Origin of the sequence: Streptomyces sp. NPDC059373 (assembly GCF_042751495.1) — a bacterium.
Classification (GTDB): domain Bacteria; phylum Actinomycetota; class Actinomycetes; order Streptomycetales; family Streptomycetaceae; genus Actinacidiphila.
In genome coordinates this window covers 1-15882 of sequence record NZ_JBHYXC010000045.1, presented here as the reverse complement: position 1 = coordinate 15882, position 15882 = coordinate 1, and the positions used below count along the sequence as shown (strand labels likewise).

General features: G+C 71.1%; 15 protein-coding genes. 14 read left to right on the top strand and 1 reads right to left on the bottom strand.

The window, feature by feature from the left end; genetic code table 11:
• The first annotated feature begins 165 nt into the window (after positions 1-165).
• Entirely contained in the window at positions 166-780 is a 615-nt protein-coding gene (gene rpsD, locus ACFXJ5_RS35195) for a 30S ribosomal protein S4 (protein ID WP_127358033.1), read from the top strand.
• 129 nt (positions 781-909) lie between these two features.
• Here rpsD and ACFXJ5_RS35190 read toward each other — a convergent pair whose 3' ends face one another.
• Positions 910-3048, bottom strand: coding sequence for an ATP-binding protein (locus ACFXJ5_RS35190; RefSeq protein ID WP_384640516.1), 2139 nt, complete (start codon positions 3046-3048; stop codon positions 910-912).
• Between the two features lie 208 nt (positions 3049-3256).
• Between ACFXJ5_RS35190 and ACFXJ5_RS35185 the strand changes: the two genes are divergently transcribed.
• From ACFXJ5_RS35185 to nusB, 13 genes are all read left to right on the top strand, one after another.
• Entirely contained in the window at positions 3257-3688 is a 432-nt protein-coding gene (locus tag ACFXJ5_RS35185) for a DUF948 domain-containing protein (protein WP_384640513.1), read from the top strand.
• A gap of 5 nt (positions 3689-3693) precedes the next feature.
• Entirely contained in the window at positions 3694-3981 is a 288-nt protein-coding gene (locus ACFXJ5_RS35180) for a DUF6167 family protein (RefSeq protein ID WP_384640510.1), read from the top strand.
• Complete coding sequence (gene alaS / locus ACFXJ5_RS35175) at positions 3981-6650, top strand: alanine--tRNA ligase (protein ID WP_384640507.1); 2670 nt, start codon at positions 3981-3983, stop codon at positions 6648-6650. Before ACFXJ5_RS35180 ends, alaS begins: the two co-directional genes overlap by 1 nt.
• A complete protein-coding gene (gene ruvX, locus ACFXJ5_RS35170) occupies positions 6650-7114 on the top strand; it encodes a Holliday junction resolvase RuvX (RefSeq protein WP_384640504.1) in 465 nt (154 codons plus the stop codon). Before alaS ends, ruvX begins: the two co-directional genes overlap by 1 nt.
• 86 nt (positions 7115-7200) lie before the next feature.
• Positions 7201-8922, top strand: a complete 1722-nt coding sequence (gene mltG, locus ACFXJ5_RS35165) for an endolytic transglycosylase MltG (RefSeq protein WP_384640501.1) — start codon at positions 7201-7203, stop codon at positions 8920-8922.
• 37 nt (positions 8923-8959) lie between these two features.
• On the top strand, positions 8960-9796 hold the full coding sequence (locus tag ACFXJ5_RS35160) for a shikimate dehydrogenase (protein WP_384640499.1): 837 nt from the start codon (positions 8960-8962) through the stop codon (positions 9794-9796).
• 138 nt (positions 9797-9934) lie between these two features.
• A complete protein-coding gene (gene aroC, locus ACFXJ5_RS35155; RefSeq protein ID WP_384640496.1) occupies positions 9935-11119 on the top strand; it encodes a chorismate synthase in 1185 nt (394 codons plus the stop codon).
• The gene (locus tag ACFXJ5_RS35150) at positions 11116-11631 is read left to right on the top strand and encodes a shikimate kinase (RefSeq protein WP_384640493.1); all 516 of its coding nucleotides are present in this window, start codon (positions 11116-11118) and stop codon (positions 11629-11631) included. Before aroC ends, ACFXJ5_RS35150 begins: the two co-directional genes overlap by 4 nt.
• Complete coding sequence (gene aroB, locus ACFXJ5_RS35145) at positions 11628-12719, top strand: 3-dehydroquinate synthase (protein WP_384640490.1); 1092 nt, start codon at positions 11628-11630, stop codon at positions 12717-12719. Before ACFXJ5_RS35150 ends, aroB begins: the two co-directional genes overlap by 4 nt.
• 151 nt (positions 12720-12870) lie before the next feature.
• Positions 12871-13530 carry an AAA family ATPase gene (locus ACFXJ5_RS35140; RefSeq protein WP_384640487.1) on the top strand — a complete coding sequence of 220 codons (660 nt, stop codon included), beginning with the start codon at positions 12871-12873 and terminating at the stop codon, positions 13528-13530.
• Positions 13531-13599: 69 nt separating this feature from the next.
• Positions 13600-14709, top strand: coding sequence for an aminopeptidase P family protein (locus ACFXJ5_RS35135; protein WP_384640484.1), 1110 nt, complete (start codon positions 13600-13602; stop codon positions 14707-14709).
• Between the two features lie 51 nt (positions 14710-14760).
• Positions 14761-15327 (top strand): elongation factor P, encoded by a 567-nt coding sequence (efp, locus tag ACFXJ5_RS35130; RefSeq protein WP_127358045.1) that lies wholly within the window; start codon positions 14761-14763, stop codon positions 15325-15327.
• 2 nt (positions 15328-15329) lie between these two features.
• Positions 15330-15758, top strand: coding sequence for a transcription antitermination factor NusB (gene nusB, locus ACFXJ5_RS35125; RefSeq protein ID WP_384640481.1), 429 nt, complete (start codon positions 15330-15332; stop codon positions 15756-15758).
• Positions 15759-15882: the final 124 nt, after the last annotated feature.

The following is a 15882-nucleotide window of genomic DNA, read 5'->3' as shown; positions in this document are numbered from 1 at the left end:
ACCTCCGTCATCCCTTCGCCTTGGGTTTCACCAACGGCGTCGGGTCCAACGCTGTTGGACTGAGCGTTGGCGTTGTCTGTGATGCGCTTGGTGTTCCCAGGGCGATACATGCGATCTCCTCAGTTAAGGTAAGCCTAACCTAACTTACACGGAGGTCTGGAGAACGTGCCTAACCAGTCGCGTCCCAAGGTCAAGAAGTCCAGGGCGCTCGGTATCGCGCTCACCCCGAAGGCTGTCAAGTACTTCGAGGCCCGCCCCTACCCGCCGGGCGAGCACGGTCGCGGCCGCAAGCAGAACAGCGACTACAAGGTCCGTCTGCTCGAGAAGCAGCGCCTCCGCGCCCAGTACGACATCTCCGAGCGCCAGATGGCCCGCGCCTACGACCGCGCCAAGAAGGCCGAAGGCAAGACCGGTGAGGCCCTGGTCGTCGAGCTGGAGCGCCGCCTGGACGCCCTCGTCCTGCGCGCCGGGCTGGCCCGCACCATCTACCAGGCTCGCCAGCAGGTCGTGCACGGCCACATCGAGGTCAACGGCCAGAAGGTCGACAAGCCGTCCTTCCGCGTGAAGCCGGACGACGTCGTCCAGGTCCGCGAGCGCTCCCGCAACAAGACGCCGTTCCAGGTCGCCCGTGAGGGTGGCTGGGCCGGCGAGGGCGAGGTCGCCAAGTACCTGCAGGTCAACCTGCAGGCGCTGGCCTTCCGCCTGGACCGCCTGCCGAACCGTCGCGAGGTCCCCGTGATCTGCGACGAGCAGCTCGTCGTCGAGTACTACGCTCGCTGACGCTCGCCGCACCCGGCGTACGAAGCCCGCCTGTCCCCGGCAACGGCCAGGGACAGGCGGGCTTCGTCTTGCCCAGGTGCGGGCCCCGGTGGGCTGGTCGCGCAGTTCCCCGCGCCCTTCCCGGCCCGCTCAGCCGCCGCCGTCCGGCGTCCTCGCCGAGGCATCCATCGGCAGCCGGCTGGGCGCCGCCCGCACCGGCACGCGCTGCGCCGCGGCCCGTACCGGGCCGAGCAGCACCCGGGTCACCGCCGCGTCCAGGTCCAGGCCGGATCCCGCCGCGAAGGCCTGCGCATAGCCGACCCCGCCCAGCGCCGCCCGGCACAGCTCCTCGCACCGGTTGTGCGGAATGCCGAAATGGTGGGAGCCGAAGACCGGCAGCCCCACCAGGTCCCAGATGCCGCCCGCGGCGCCCTGCAGCACGGCGGCCTCCTCCGCGTCGTACGCGGCCGTCAGCAGCGCCAGCAGCTCCATGCCGAGCACGACGCCCACCAGGTCCCGGAACACCTGGTTGATCCGTACGCACTCGGAGGCAAGCTGCCGGGCCAGCGCCGGGTCGTCCTGTAGCCAGGCGATGACCGCCCGCGTGTAGAGGGCGTACGCCAGCGCCCAGCGCTCGCCGTGGTCCTCGCACACCTCACGGACGGACTCGCAGATGTCGACGGCGCGCTCCAGCTCGCCCTTGAAGGCCGCGGCCATCGCCAGCTCGACCTCCGCCATGATGACGTTGCTGTTGAGCTCGCCCAGCATGCGGTAGTGGCCCAGCGCCTCCTCGAACAGCGCCTCGGCACGCGTCAGATCACCGCTCAGCAGGGCACCGCAGCCCAGCCGGTGCACCGAGTAGGCCACCGCGGCGGCGTTCCCGGTGTCCAGGGCCAGCTGGCGGCACTCGTGCAGCACACCGAGCGCGGCGAGCCCGTCGCCCTGGAGGATCGACACATAGCCGCACACCCACAGCGCCTTCGCCCGCTGCTCGGTCGGCGTGTCATCGACGGCCAGCGCCCGCTCCAGCCAGTACCGGCCCTCCGTGAGTCGTCCGCAGCCCACCCAGTAGAACCACAGCGTCCCGGCCAGGAACTGGCCGATCCGGAACTCGCTCGGGTCCGCCAGCGAGAATTCCAGCGCCGCCCGCAGATTGGCCAGTTCCCGCTCGGTGCTCTTGGCGACCTGCGCCTGCCGCGCGCTGAACCACTCCAGCTCGCCCCAGGTGGCGAAGCCCAGGTACCAGTCCCGGTGCCGGGCCCGCACCCGTTCCTCGTCGCCCATCGCGGCCAGCCAGCCCAGCCCGTACTCGCGCACCGTGTCCAGCAGCAGATAGCGCACCACGCCCGCTGTCTCCCGGCGCAGCACCACCGACTTGTCCATCAGATCCGCGATCAGGTCCATCATCGCGTCCGACGGCAGTTCCGGGCCCGAGCAGACGTACTCCGCGGCCTCCAGGTCGAAGTCCCCCGAGAAGACCGACAGCCGCGCCCACAGCAGCCGTTCGGCCGGGCTGCACAGCTCGTGGCTCCAGCCGATCGCCGTACGCAGCGCGCGATGCCGGGCCGGGCCGGTGGCCCCGCGCCGGGTCAGCAGTGCGAAGCGGTCGTCGAGCCGCTCCAGGATCTGCTCCAGCGACAGCGCCCGCATCCGGCCCGCCGCCAGCTCCAGGGCCAGCGGGAGCCCGTCCAGGCGGCGGCACAGCTCCGCCACCTCGGACCGGTTGGCCTCGTCCACCGCGAAGCCGGGCAGCGCGGCCGCCGCCCGGTCCGCGAAGAGCTCCACCGCGTCGTCCGCCAGCGGATCGAGGGTCAGCAGGTGTTCGCCCGCCACCCCCAGCGGCTGCCGGGAGGTGGCCAGCACCCGCAGCCCGGGGGCCTGCCGCAGCAGCGCCTCGGTCAGCCGGGCCGTGGCCTCCACCTGGCGCTCGCAGCAGTCCAGCACCAGCAGCAGCTCCCGGCCGGCCAGGTGGGCGGCCAGCGTGGCTCGCGGCAGCCGGGTGGTGTGGTCGGTCAGCCCCAGCGCCTCGGCCACCGAATGCTCCACCAGTCCCGGGTCCCGTACGGGCGCCAGCTCCACCAGCCAGGCCCCGTCGGGGAATCCGTCGCCCGCGGCGGCCTCCACGGCCGCCCGCACCGCGAGCCGGGTCTTGCCGACCCCGCCGACCCCGCTCAGCGTGACCAGTCTGGCCCGGCCCAGCAGGTCGGCGACCTCCGACAGCTCACGCCGGCGCCCCACGAAGTGGTTCAGCTCCGCGGGGAGGTTGCCTGGGGTCGGATGGGGCCGCATGGGTCACGGAGCGTACCGCCGGGTGTGCGGAACGTACAGCCCGGGCGTCAACCCGAGCGCTCGATCCGGGCGGCCCGCCCCGCCGGTAATGCGGTACGGGGGCTGGGGTCCGGCGCGATAAGGTCGGTATCTGTTGTCGGTTCTCCTTGTCGATTTCCCGAGTACCGATGCGGAATCAACCGCCGTGCAACTTCCAAGGAGCAGCATCGTGTCCGGTGGCGAGGTGGCCGGCCTCATCGTGGCCGTCTTCTGGGCGATTCTGGTGTCCTTCCTGGCCGTGGTCCTGGTCAGGTTGGCGCAGACGCTGCGGCAGGCCACGCGGCTCGTCGCGGATGTCACCGAGCAGGCCGTCCCGCTGCTCGGCGAGGCGTCGGCCGCGGTGCGCTCCGCCCACACCCAGCTCGACCGGGTGGACACCATCACCTCGGACGTCGCGGAGGTCACCGCCAACGCGTCCGCGCTCTCCACCACCGTCGCCTCCACCTTCGGCGGCCCGCTGGTCAAGGTGGCCGCCTTCGGCTACGGCGTCAGGCGCGCGGTCGGCTTGCAGGGCCGAGGGGCCAAGGGCGCGGCGAAGAAGCACACCGTGGTCGTCGGCCGGACCCTGCCGTCCGCCCGTGACCGTAAGTCGAGGGGCTGACCTGCATGTTCCGCCGCGCTTTCTGGTTCACCGCCGGCGCCGCAACCGGTGTCTGGGCCACCAACAAGGTCCACCGCAAGATCCGCAGCCTCAGCCCGGAGAGCCTGGCCGTCAAGGCGGCCGACAAGGCGCTCGAAGCGGGGGACCGGCTGCGCACCTTCGCGCAGGACGTACGCGCCGGCATGGCCGAGCGTGAGGACCAGCTCAACGACGCACTGGGCCGTACGGCCCCTGATCTCGATCTCCCCGGGCAGCGCCCGGAGATCGCGTACAACCGGAAGGACGATCACTGATGGAGTCGGCTGAAATCCGCCGCCGCTGGCTGCGCTTCTTCGAGGAGCGCGGGCACACCGTTGTGCCTTCGGCGTCCCTCATCGCCGACGACCCCACGCTGCTGCTGGTGCCGGCGGGCATGGTCCCCTTCAAGCCGTACTTCCTCGGTGAGGTCAAGCCCCCCTTCAAGCGCGCCACCAGCGTGCAGAAGTGCGTGCGCACCCCCGACATCGAAGAGGTCGGCAAGACCACCCGGCACGGCACGTTCTTCCAGATGTGCGGCAACTTCTCCTTCGGCGACTACTTCAAGGAAGGCGCCATCAAGTACGCCTGGGAGCTGCTCACCAGCTCCGTGGCGGACGGCGGCTACGGCCTGGAGCCCGAGAAGCTCTGGATCACGGTCTACAAAGACGACGATGAAGCCGAGACCATCTGGCGCGACAAGATCGGCGTCCCCGCCGAGCGCATCCAGCGCCTGGGCATGAAGGACAACTACTGGTCCATGGGCGTCCCCGGCCCCTGCGGCCCGTGCTCCGAGATCAACTACGACCGCGGCCCCGAGTTCGGCGAAGAGGGCGGACCGGCCGTCAACGACGAGCGGTACGTGGAGATCTGGAATCTGGTCTTCATGCAGTACGAGCGCGGCGAGGGCACCGGCAAGGAGGACTTCCCGATCCTCGGCGACCTGCCCGCCAAGAACATCGACACCGGCCTCGGTCTCGAACGCCTCGCCATGATCCTGCAGGGCGTACAGAACATGTACGAGACCGACAACCTGCGCGTCGTCATCGACAAGGCCACCGAGCTGAGCGGTGTCGCCTATGGCGCCGCCCACGCCTCCGACGTGTCGCTGCGCGTGGTCGCCGACCACATGCGTACGTCCGTCATGCTCATCGGCGACGGCGTCAGCCCGGGCAACGAGGGCCGCGGCTACGTGCTGCGCCGCATCATGCGCCGCGCCATCCGCAACATGCGTCTGCTCGGCGCCAACCAGCCGGTCGTCGCCGACCTGGTGGACGTCGTCATCAACTCGATGGGCCAGCAGTACCCGGAGCTGATCGAGGACCGCAAGCGCATCGAGACCGTGGCCCTGGCCGAGGAGGCCGCCTTCCTCAAGGCCCTCAAGGGCGGCACCAACATCCTCGACACCGCCGTCAGCGAGACCAAGGCCTCCGGCGGCAAGGTGCTGCCCGGCGACAAGGCCTTCCTGCTCCACGACACATGGGGCTTCCCGATCGACCTCACCCTCGAAATGGCCTCCGAGCAGGGCCTGTCGGTGGACGAGGAGGGCTTCCGCCGGCTCATGAAGGAGCAGCGGGACCGCGCCAAGGCCGACGCCATGGTCAAGAAGAGCGGCCATGCCGACCTCTCCGCCTACCGGGCCGTCGCCGACACCGCCGGCACCACCGTCTTCACCGGCTACACCCACAACGAGGGCGAGGCCACCGTCGTCGGCCTGCTGGTCGACGGCGTGCCGTCCCCGGCCGCCAACGAGGGCGACGAGGTCGAGGTCATCCTCGACCGCACCCCCTTCTACGCCGAGGGCGGCGGCCAGCTCGCCGACACCGGCCGGATCAGGATCGACACCGGCGCCGTCATCGAGGTCCGCGACGTCCAGCAGCCGGTGCCGGGCGTCACCGTGCACAAGGGCGTCGTCCAGGTCGGCGAGGTCACCGTCGGATCCGGGGCCCTGGCCCAGATCGACCTCGTACGCCGCCGGTCCATCGCCCGCGCCCACAGCGCCACCCACCTCACCCACCAGGCGCTGCGCGACGCCCTCGGCCCGACCGCCGCCCAGGCCGGTTCGGAGAACTCCCCGGGCCGCTTCCGCTTCGACTTCGGCTCGCCGACCGCCGTTCCCGGCACGGTGCTCACCGACGTCGAGCAGAAGATCAACGAGGTGCTCGCCCGTGAACTCGACGTGACCGCCGAGGTCCTGCCGATCGCCGAGGCCAAGAAGCAGGGCGCCATCGCCGAGTTCGGCGAGAAGTACGGCGACCGGGTGCGCGTCGTCACCATCGGCGACTACTCCAAGGAGCTGTGCGGCGGCACGCATGTCGGCAACACCGCCCAGCTCGGGCTGGTCAAGCTGCTCGGCGAGTCCTCGATCGGCTCCGGTGTGCGCCGTGTCGAGGCCCTGGTCGGGGTGGACGCGTACAACTTCCTGGCCCGCGAGCACACGATCGTCTCGCAGCTCACGGACCTGGTGAAGGGCCGTCCCGAGGAGCTGCCCGACAAGATCTCCGGCGTCCTGGCCAAGCTCAAGGACGCCGAGAAGGAGATCGAGCGCTTCCGCGCCGAGAAGGTCCTCCAGGCCGCCGCCGGGCTCGCCGCCGGCGCCCAGGACGTCAAGGGTGTCGCCCTGGTGACCGGTGCGGTCCCCGAGGGCACCGGCGCCGACGACCTGCGCAAGCTCGTCCTGGACGTACGGCAGCGCATCACCGGCGGCCGCCCGGCCGTGGTGGCCCTGTTCACCGTGACGAACGGCCGCCCGCTGACCGTCATCGCCACCAACGAGGCCGCCCGCGAACGCGGCATCAAGGCCGGCGAGCTGGTCCGTACCGCCGCCAAGACCCTCGGCGGCGGCGGTGGCGGCAAGGACGACGTGGCCCAGGGTGGTGGCCAGAACCCGGCCGCCGTCGGCGACGCCATCGGAGCCGTCCAGCGTCTCGTAGCCGAGAAGGCCTGATGCGCAGGGGCCGGCGCCTCGCGATCGACGTCGGGGATGCCCGGATCGGGGTCGCCTCGTGCGACCCCGACGGGGTCCTCGCCACCCCGGTCGAGACCGTGCCGGGGCGTGACGTCCCGGCAGCCAAGCGCCGGCTCGGCGAGATCGTCGCCGAGTACGAGCCGATCGAGGTCGTCGTCGGGCTCCCTCGCTCCCTCAGCGGGAGCGAGGGGCCCGCCGCGGCCAAGGTCAGGGCCTTCGCGCAGGATGTGGCGAAGATCATCACACCGGTCCCGGTGCGGCTGGTCGACGAGCGGATGACCACCGTCACCGCCACCCACGGACTGCGCGCTTCGGGCGTCAAAGCCAAAAAGGGCCGGGCCGTGGTGGACCAGGCGGCCGCCGTCGTCATCCTGCAGAGCGCCCTTGAGACCGAACGGGTGTCTGGTAAAGCTCCGGGCGAGAGCGTCGAACCGTTTATCTGATCGCGGTACGGTAACGTTCCGCGCTGCACAGCCCTTCCACAAGCGGGGCTGCCGACCGGCTGCCACCACGCGAGGCTAGGGGATCGATGACTGACTATGGCCGGAGCCCCGGCTCCGAACCGTGGCACTCCGAGGATCCTCTCTTCGGTGACCAGTGGGACGGCAACCAGCAGCAGCACCAGCAGCCCCAGTACCAGCAGCAACAGGGCGGCTGGGACCCGTACGCGACGGGCCAGCAGCCCCAGTACGACCAGCAGGGCTACCAGCAGCAGCCGCAGCAGCCCCAGCAACCGCAGCAGCAGTACGACACCTGGGGCGGCGCCCCTGCCGCGTACGGCGGAAATCCGGGCGACCCCTACGGCGACCCCTACGCCAACGGCGGCCAGCAGGCCGACTACTACGGCCAGGGTGGCTACCCGCCGCCCCAGCCCCCGCAGTACCAGGGGCAGCAGCCGCAACACCCCCAGCAGCCGCAACAGCAGCAGCACTACGAGCAGCAGCAGTACGACCAGCAGCAGTACGACCAGCAACAGCAGCCCCGGCAACAACAGCCGCAGCAGCAGCCGCTGCGCACCAGCCCCCCGCCGCCTGCCGACTGGGACCCCGAGGCGATCCCCGCCGAGGAGACCCACGCCTTCTTCACCGGCGGCGACGATGACGACGAGGACGACGACCCCCGCGACGGCCGTCGGGCACGTGGCGGCAAGGGCAAGGGCAAGAGCAAGGGCGGCAAGAAGCGCCGCAGCGGCTGCGCCTGCCTCGTTGTGCTGCTGGTCCTGGGCGGCGGTGGAGCCGGCGCGACCTGGTACGGCTACCAGTACTACCAGCAGCACTTCGGCCCGGCCCCGGACTACTCCGGCTCGGGCAAGGGCGAGGTGCAGGTCGAGATCCCCTCGGGATCGTCCGGCAACACGATCGGCAACATCCTCAAGAAGGCCGGGGTGGTCAAGAGCGTCGACGCCTTCGTGAGCGCGACCAATGCGAACCCCAAGGGCAAGCTCATCCAGGCAGGCGTCTACGTGCTACGCGGGCAGATGTCCGCCAAGTCGGCCGTCACGATGATGCTCGACCCCAGCTCCCAGAACGTGCTGATCATCCCCGAGGGCCTGCGCGCCACCAAGATCTACGCGCTGATCGACGCCAAGCTCAAGCTCAGCTCCGGCACCACCGCGAAGGCCGCCCAGAACAACGTCGGCGCGCTCGGCCTGCCCTCGTACGCCGGCGGCAACCCCGAGGGCTTCCTCTACCCCGCGCGCTACTCGATCGGCAGCAAGACCACGTCCGTCGCCCTGCTCAAGCAGATGGTCCAGAACGCCAAGACCGAGTACACCAAGCTCGACCTCGCCTCCGCCGGCAAGAACGTCAACCTCGACACCGCCTACGACGTGATCATCGAGGCGAGCATCCTGCAGGCCGAGGTCGACCAGAAGGCGGACATGGGCAAGGCCGCCCGCGCCCTCTACAACCGGCTCAACACCAACGCCACCAACCACAAGCTGGAACTCGACTCGACGCTGCAGTACCACCTGGGCAAGACCAAGCTCACCAGCGCCGAACTCGCCTCCAAGGCCGGTGGCTTCAACACCTACACCAACACCGGCCTGCCCCCGGCGCCCATCGCCAACCCGGGCTCCGACGCCATCGAGGCCGTCCTGAACCCGACCAAGGGCGACTGGGTGTACTGGGTGACGGTCAAGTCCGGCGACACCCGCTTCGCCGTGACCTGGGCCGACCACCTGAAGAACGTCAAGGCGTACTGCGAATACCATGGCCAGACCCTGAACACGACCTCCGGATCGTGCCAGTAGCCGGCCCGCAGCCACACAGCAGGAGCCCTGAACCCGTATGCCCAGCGCCCGCAGAGCAGCCGTGCTCGGCTCGCCCATCGGCCACTCGCTCTCCCCGGTGCTGCACCGCGCCGCCTACGCGGAGCTGGGCCTGACCGGCTGGTCGTACGACCGCTTCGACGTGGACGAGGAGGCCCTGCCGGGCTTCCTCAAGGGGCTGGAGGGCGAGCGGGAGGGGTGGGCAGGGCTGTCGCTCACCATGCCGCTCAAGCGCGCGGTGATCCCGCTCCTCGACGAGATCACCGACACGGCGGCCTCCGTCGAGGCCGTCAACACCCTGGTCTTCACCGACGACGGCCGCCGGGTCGGTGACAACACCGACATCCCCGGCATGGTCGCCGCCCTGCGCGAGCGCGGCGTCGACCGCGTCGAATCCGCCGCCGTCCTCGGCGCCGGTGCCACCGCCTCCTCCGCCTTGGCCGCCCTCTCGGCCATCTGCACCGGCGAGGTCACCGCGTACGTACGCAGCCCCGACCGCGCCGCCGAGATGCGCCAGTGGGGCGAGCGGCTCGGCGTCGCCGTCCGCACCGCCGCCTGGGAGGACGCCGCCGAGGGGCTCCAGGCCCCACTGGTGATCGCCACGACCCCCGCCGGGGCTGTCGACGCGATGGCCGGCGCCGTGCCCCAGGCTCCGGGCGCGCTCTTCGACGTGCTCTACGACCCGTGGCCCACACCGCTGGCCGCCGCCTGGTCGGCGCGCGGCGGCGCCGTCGTCGGCGGGCTCGACCTCCTGGTGCACCAGGCGGTGCTCCAGGTCGAGCAGATGACCGGGCTCAAGCCCGCCCCGCTCGCCGCCATGCGCGCGGCGGGCGAGGCGGCGCTGCACGGCCGCTGAGCCCGTCCGCACCGTGGACCGGCGCAAACTACATTGGGAAACGTGGGAGGATCGAACGGCAGCTTTCGCCCCGAGCCGCAGTCGTACGTAGAGGGGCGTTCGCCGCACTTTCGTACGCGCAGTACTTGAGGAGCACCGTTGAGCAGGTTGCGCTGGCTGACCGCGGGGGAGTCGCACGGCCCCGCACTCGTGGCGACGCTGGAGGGTCTTCCCGCCGGCGTGCCGATCACCACCGACATGGTGGCGGACGCGCTGGCGCGGCGGCGGCTGGGCTATGGCCGCGGTGCCCGGATGAAGTTCGAGCGCGACGAGGTCACCTTCCTGGGCGGCGTGCGGCACGGCCTGTCGCTCGGCAGCCCGGTCGCGGTCATGGTCGGCAACACCGAGTGGCCCAAGTGGGAGCAGGTCATGTCGGCCGATCCGGTCGACCGCGAGATCCTGGACGGGCTGGCCCGCAACGCCCCGCTGACCCGGCCCCGCCCCGGCCATGCCGACCTGGCGGGGATGCAGAAGTACGGCTTCGACGAGGCCCGGCCGATCCTGGAGCGCGCCAGCGCCCGCGAGACCGCCGCCCGCGTCGCGCTGGGCGCGGTGGCCCGCTCGTACCTGAAGGAGACCACCGGCATCGAGATCGTCTCGCATGTGGTGGAGCTGGCCGCGGCCAAGGCCCCGTACGGCGTCTACCCGACCCCGGCCGACGTCGAGCAGCTCGACGCCGACCCGGTGCGCTGCCTGGACGCCGACGCCAGCAAGCGGATGGTCGCCGAGATCGACCAGGCCCACAAGGACGGCGACACCCTCGGCGGTGTGGTGGAGGTGCTGGCGTACGGCGTGCCGGTGGGGCTCGGCTCGCACGTGCACTGGGACCGGCGGCTGGACGCGCGGCTGGCCGCCGCGCTGATGGGCATCCAGGCCATCAAGGGCGTCGAGGTCGGCGACGGCTTCGAGCTGGCCCGCGTCCCGGGCTCCAAGGCACACGACGAGATCGTCCCGACCGCCGACGGTATCCGTCGCAGCACCGGCCGCTCCGGCGGCACCGAGGGCGGGCTGACCACCGGCGAGCTGCTGCGCGTACGGGCCGCGATGAAGCCGATCGCGACCGTGCCGCGCGCGCTGGCCACGATCGACGTGACCACCGGCGAGGTGGCGCAGGCCCACCACCAGCGCTCGGACGTGTGCGCGGTGCCCGCCGCCGGGATCGTCGCCGAGGCGATGGTCGCGCTGGTACTGGCCGACGCGGTGGCCGAGAAGTTCGGCGGCGACAGCGTCCCCGAGACCCGCCGCAACGTCCAGGGCTACCTCGACAACCTGGCCATCCGATGAGCGCGCCCGCGGTGGTCCTGGTCGGACCCATGGGCGTCGGCAAGACCACCGTCGGCGAGCTGGTGGCCGCCCGGCTCGGCCTGAGCTGCCGGGACACCGACGCCGACATCGTCGCCGCACAGGGCCGCCCCATCGCCGAGATCTTCGTCGACGAGGGTGAGACGCACTTCCGCGCCCTGGAGGCCGAGGCGGTGCGTGCGGCTCTGGCCGAGCACGACGGCGTACTGGCCCTCGGCGGCGGCGCCATCCTCAATGACGACACCCGCAAGCTGCTCGCCGGGCTGCCGGTGGTCTTCCTCGACATGGGCGTCGCCGAGGCCGTCAAGCGCGTCGGCCTGGACACCGCCCGGCCGCTGCTGGCCGTCAACCCCCGCCAGAAGTGGCGCGAGTTGATGGAGGCCCGCCGCCCGCTCTACACCGAGGTCGCGCGCGCGGTCGTCAGCACCGAAGGCCGCACCGCCGAGGAAGTCGCCGAAGTCGTCCTGGACGCCCTGGAGTTGAAGACCGCATGACCGCCGCCCCCACCCGCATCCAGGTCGCCGGCAGCGCGGGCACCGCATCGTACGAGGTGCTCGTCGGCCGACAACTGCTCGGCGAACTGCCCGGGCTGATCGGCACCGACGCAAAGCGGATCGCCGTGCTGCACCCCGAGGCACTGGCCGCGACCGGCGAGGCGCTGCGCGAGGACCTCGCGGAGCAGGGCTACGAGGCGATCGCGATCCAGCTCCCGAACGCCGAGGAGTCCAAGACCGTCGAGGTCGCCGCCTACTGCTGGAAGGCCCTCGGCCAGACCGGCTTCACCCGCACCGACATCATCATCGGCGTCGGCGGCGGCGCGACCACCGACCTGGCCGGCTTCGTCGCTGCGACCTGGCTGCGCGGGGTGCGCTGGATCGCCGTCCCGACCACCGTGCTCGGCATGGTCGACGCGGCGGTCGGTGGCAAGACCGGCATCAACACCGCCGAGGGCAAGAACCTCGTCGGCGCCTTCCACCCGCCCGCCGGCGTCCTCTGCGACCTGGCCGCGCTCGACTCGCTGCCGGTCAACGACTACGTCAGCGGCCTCGCCGAGATCATCAAGGCCGGCTTCATCGCCGACCCGACGATCCTCGACCTCATCGAGTCCGACCCCGTCGCCGCCCGCAGCCCCGAAGGCGCCCACACCCAGGAACTGCTGGAGCGCGCGATCCGGGTCAAGGCCGAGGTGGTCTCCACGGACCTCAAGGAGTCGGGGCTCCGCGAGATCCTCAACTACGGTCACACGCTGGCCCACGCCATCGAGAAGAACGAGCGCTACAACTGGCGCCACGGCGCCGCCGTCTCCGTCGGCATGGTCTTCGCCGCCGAACTCGGCCGCCTCGCCGGCCGCTTGGACGACGCCACCGCCGACCGCCACCGCGCCGTCCTCGAGGCCGTCGGCCTCCCGCTCAGCTATCGCTACGACCAGTGGCCCAAGCTCCTGGACACCATGAAGGTCGACAAGAAGTCCCGCGGCGACCGCCTCCGCTTCATCGTCCTCGACGGCCTCGCCAAACCGACGGTCCTGGAAGGCCCGGACCCGGCCGTGCTGATCGCCGCGTACGCGGAAGTCGCCAAGTAAAAGCAGGACGGTTGGGGGTAGGCCGCTCGCCTTGCGGAACGTTCTCCCACAACCCTGCTGACACCCGGCCGTTCACACAACTCGGCTCCGGGACGGTACCGTTCGGTAGCGAACGCGCAAAGCAAAGCCGTACGAGACGGAGTGGGCCGACATGCAGCACGCTGTGGGGCCGCCGCAGCCCCCCGGCACCACCGGGCACTTCCCCCTGCCGCCAGGTGCCCCGGTCCAGCTGCCGCAGGCACAGGCGCAGCCACACGCACCCATAGCGGTCCTGCTGATCGGCGCGGCGGGCGCGGGCAAGACCACCATCGCCCGTCACTGGGCGGACCACCGCGGCGTACCGACGGCGCACATCAGCCTGGACGACGTACGCGAATGGGTGCGGTCGGGGTTCGCGGACCCCCAGTCCGGCTGGAACGAGCATTCCGAGGCGCAGTATCGTCTCGCCCGCCGCACCTGCGGCTTCTCGGCCCGCAATTTCCTGGCCAACGGCATCTCCTGCATCATCGACGACGCCGTCTTCCCCGACCGGCCCGTGGTCGGCCTCGGAGGCTGGAAGCGGCATGTGGGCCCCGGCCTGCTGCCTGTCGTGCTCCTCCCGGGGCTGGACGTGGTCCTGGCCCGCAACGCGCAGCGCTCGGGCAACCGCCGCCTGTCCGACGAGGAGGTCGCCCGCATCCACGGCCGCATGGCCGGCTGGTACGGCTCCGGGCTGCCGATCATCGACAACTCCCAGCTGGACGTCCCCGCCGCCGCGGCCGCGCTCGACAGCGTCGTCGCCCGCAGCCTCCAGGGGCCGCCGGCCTGGTAGGGCCCCGGTCAGCATCCCGCCGGACCCTCTCGACAGGCCGTCCGCCGGGCCCCGACGTACGCTCGCCACATGTCCGAGGTGCACGCTGTCCGCCGGGAACGCCTACGTGACCGCTGCGCCGCGGCCGGGGCGGAAGCGGCCCTGGTCTCGCGCCCGGCCAACGTCCGCTACCTGACCGGCTGCGCCCCCGCCGACGCCGTCCTGCTGGTCGGGCCCGGCTCGCAGGACGTCCTGGTCCACCGCCGCCGGCCGTCCGGCGACCTCGCCGAGGGGCAGGTACCGGAGGACGTACGGGCCGTGGTGCTGCCCGCGCCGGACGGTGACCCGGTCGTGGCCGCCGCCGGTCTCGCCCAGGAGCGGAAGGCCGAGGCGCTGGCCGTCGAGGAGCACCACCTCACCGTCGCCCGGCACCGGGCCATCGCCTCCGTGGTGCCCGGCATTCGGCTGGCCGACCTGGGCGGCGCGGTGGAACAGCTGCGCCTGGTCAAGGACGAGCAGGAGATCTCCGCCCTGCGGATCTCCGCCGAGATCGCCGACCAGGCCCTCGGTGAGCTGCTGGAATCCATCCTGGTCGGCCGCACCGAGCGGCACCTCGCCCTGGAGCTGGAGCGTCGTCTGGTCGACCACGGCGCCGACGGCCCCGCCTTCCCCACCTACGTCGGCACCGGCCCCCACTCCGGCGCCGCGAACCACCTCCCGACCGACCGGCGGGTCGAGGAGGGCGACTTCCTCACCGTGTGTCTGGGCGCCAGTTACCGGGGATATCGCTGCGAGGTGGGCCGTACTTTCGTCATCGGGACGACTCCCGCCAACTGGCAGATCGAGCTGTACGAGCTGGTCTTCGCCGCCCAGCGAGCCGGCCGCGAGGCCCTCGCACCGGGTGTGGCCTGCCGTGATGTCGACCGTGCCGCCCGCCAACTGGTGGCCTCCGCCGGGTACGCGGACGCGCTGGGGGAGAGCACCGGACACGGTGTCGGCCTGGAGATCGGCGAGGACCCTCGGCTGTCGCCCGCGGCCATGGGTAAACTGGACGCTTGCGTGCCGGTCACCGTCGAACCGGGGGTCCACCTTCCGGGCCGAGGCGGTGTCCGCATCGACGACACACTCGTCGTACGTCCTCAGGCGGACGGCGGGCCCGAGCTACTCACCATCACGACCAAGGAGCTGCTCGCCCTCTAGTGGGCGCGCACGTTTGGTCTCCGCAGCAGCAGTCCAGGAGATTCCGCAACCGTGGCATCCACGAACGACCTCAAGAACGGCCTCGTGCTCAAGCTCGACGGAGGCCAGCTCTGGTCCGTAGTCGAGTTCCAGCACGTCAAGCCCGGCAAGGGCCCCGCCTTCGTCCGTACGAAGCTCAAGAACGTGCTCTCCGGCAAGGTCGTCGACAAGACCTTCAACGCCGGTGTGAAGGTCGAGACGGCCAACGTCGACAAGCGCGGCATGCAGTTCTCCTACAAGGACGGCGAGAGCTTCGTGTTCATGGACATGGACACGTACGACCAGATCTACGTCTCTCCCGAGGTGGTCGGCGACGCCGCCAACTACCTCCTCGAGGGCTTCGAGGCCGTCGTCGCGATGTACGAGGGCTCGCCCCTCTACATCGAGCTCCCGGCCGCCGTCGAACTCGTCATCGAGTACACCGAGCCCGGCGTCCAGGGCGACCGTTCCACCGGTGGCACCAAGCCCGCGCGCCTGGAGACCGGTTACGAGGTCGGCGTGCCGCTCTTCATCACCACGGGTGAGAAGATCAAGGTCGACACCCGCACGGGTGACTACCTCGGCCGGGTGAACAACTAACCGTGGCTGCCCGCAACAAGGCCCGCAAGCGGGCCTTCCAGATCCTCTTCGAGGCGGAGCAGCGGGGTGTAGGCCCCAAGGTCGCCATGGCGGACTGGATACGGCTCGCCCGGACCGACGACCGGCAACCGCCGGTCAGCGAATACACCATGCAGCTCATCGAGGGCTACGCGGCTCACGCCGAGCGCATCGACGAGCTGCTCGCCACGTATGCCGTCGGCTGGACCCTCGACCGCATGCCGGTCGTCGACCGCAACGTCCTGCGCCTCGGCGCGTACGAGCTGATCTGGGAGGACGACGTCCCCGACGCCGTCGCCCTGGACGAGGCCGTGCAGCTGGCCAAGGAGTTCTCCACGGACGAGTCGCCGGCCTTTGTGAACGGCCTGCTGGCTCGGCTCAAGGACCTCAAGCCGAGCCTGCGGCGCGACTAGCGCCTACGGCTTCGCTGTGGCACCCCGGGCCCGGAACGCACCGCGTTCCGGGCCTCGGCTTTTTCTCCCGCCCGTCCCGGCACGAAAAAACAGGAGCGCCCGGGTGTGCGGCGTCCCTCAGGAC

Bases quoted from the DNA above. Each gene is read 5' to 3' on its own strand.
- ACFXJ5_RS35190 (WP_384640516.1), bottom strand. From the start codon at position 3,048: ATGCGGCCCCATCCGACCCCAGGCAACCTCCCCGCGGAGCTGAACCAC.
- ACFXJ5_RS35180 (WP_384640510.1), top strand. From the start codon at position 3,694: ATGTTCCGCCGCGCTTTCTGGTTCACCGCCGGCGCCGCAACCGGTGTC.
- alaS (WP_384640507.1), top strand. From the start codon at position 3,981: ATGGAGTCGGCTGAAATCCGCCGCCGCTGGCTGCGCTTCTTCGAGGAG.
- ruvX (WP_384640504.1), top strand. From the start codon at position 6,650: ATGCGCAGGGGCCGGCGCCTCGCGATCGACGTCGGGGATGCCCGGATC.
- mltG (WP_384640501.1), top strand. From the start codon at position 7,201: ATGACTGACTATGGCCGGAGCCCCGGCTCCGAACCGTGGCACTCCGAG.
- ACFXJ5_RS35160 (WP_384640499.1), top strand. From the start codon at position 8,960: ATGCCCAGCGCCCGCAGAGCAGCCGTGCTCGGCTCGCCCATCGGCCAC.
- ACFXJ5_RS35150 (WP_384640493.1), top strand. From the start codon at position 11,116: ATGAGCGCGCCCGCGGTGGTCCTGGTCGGACCCATGGGCGTCGGCAAG.
- aroB (WP_384640490.1), top strand. From the start codon at position 11,628: ATGACCGCCGCCCCCACCCGCATCCAGGTCGCCGGCAGCGCGGGCACC.
- ACFXJ5_RS35140 (WP_384640487.1), top strand. From the start codon at position 12,871: ATGCAGCACGCTGTGGGGCCGCCGCAGCCCCCCGGCACCACCGGGCAC.
- ACFXJ5_RS35135 (WP_384640484.1), top strand. From the start codon at position 13,600: ATGTCCGAGGTGCACGCTGTCCGCCGGGAACGCCTACGTGACCGCTGC.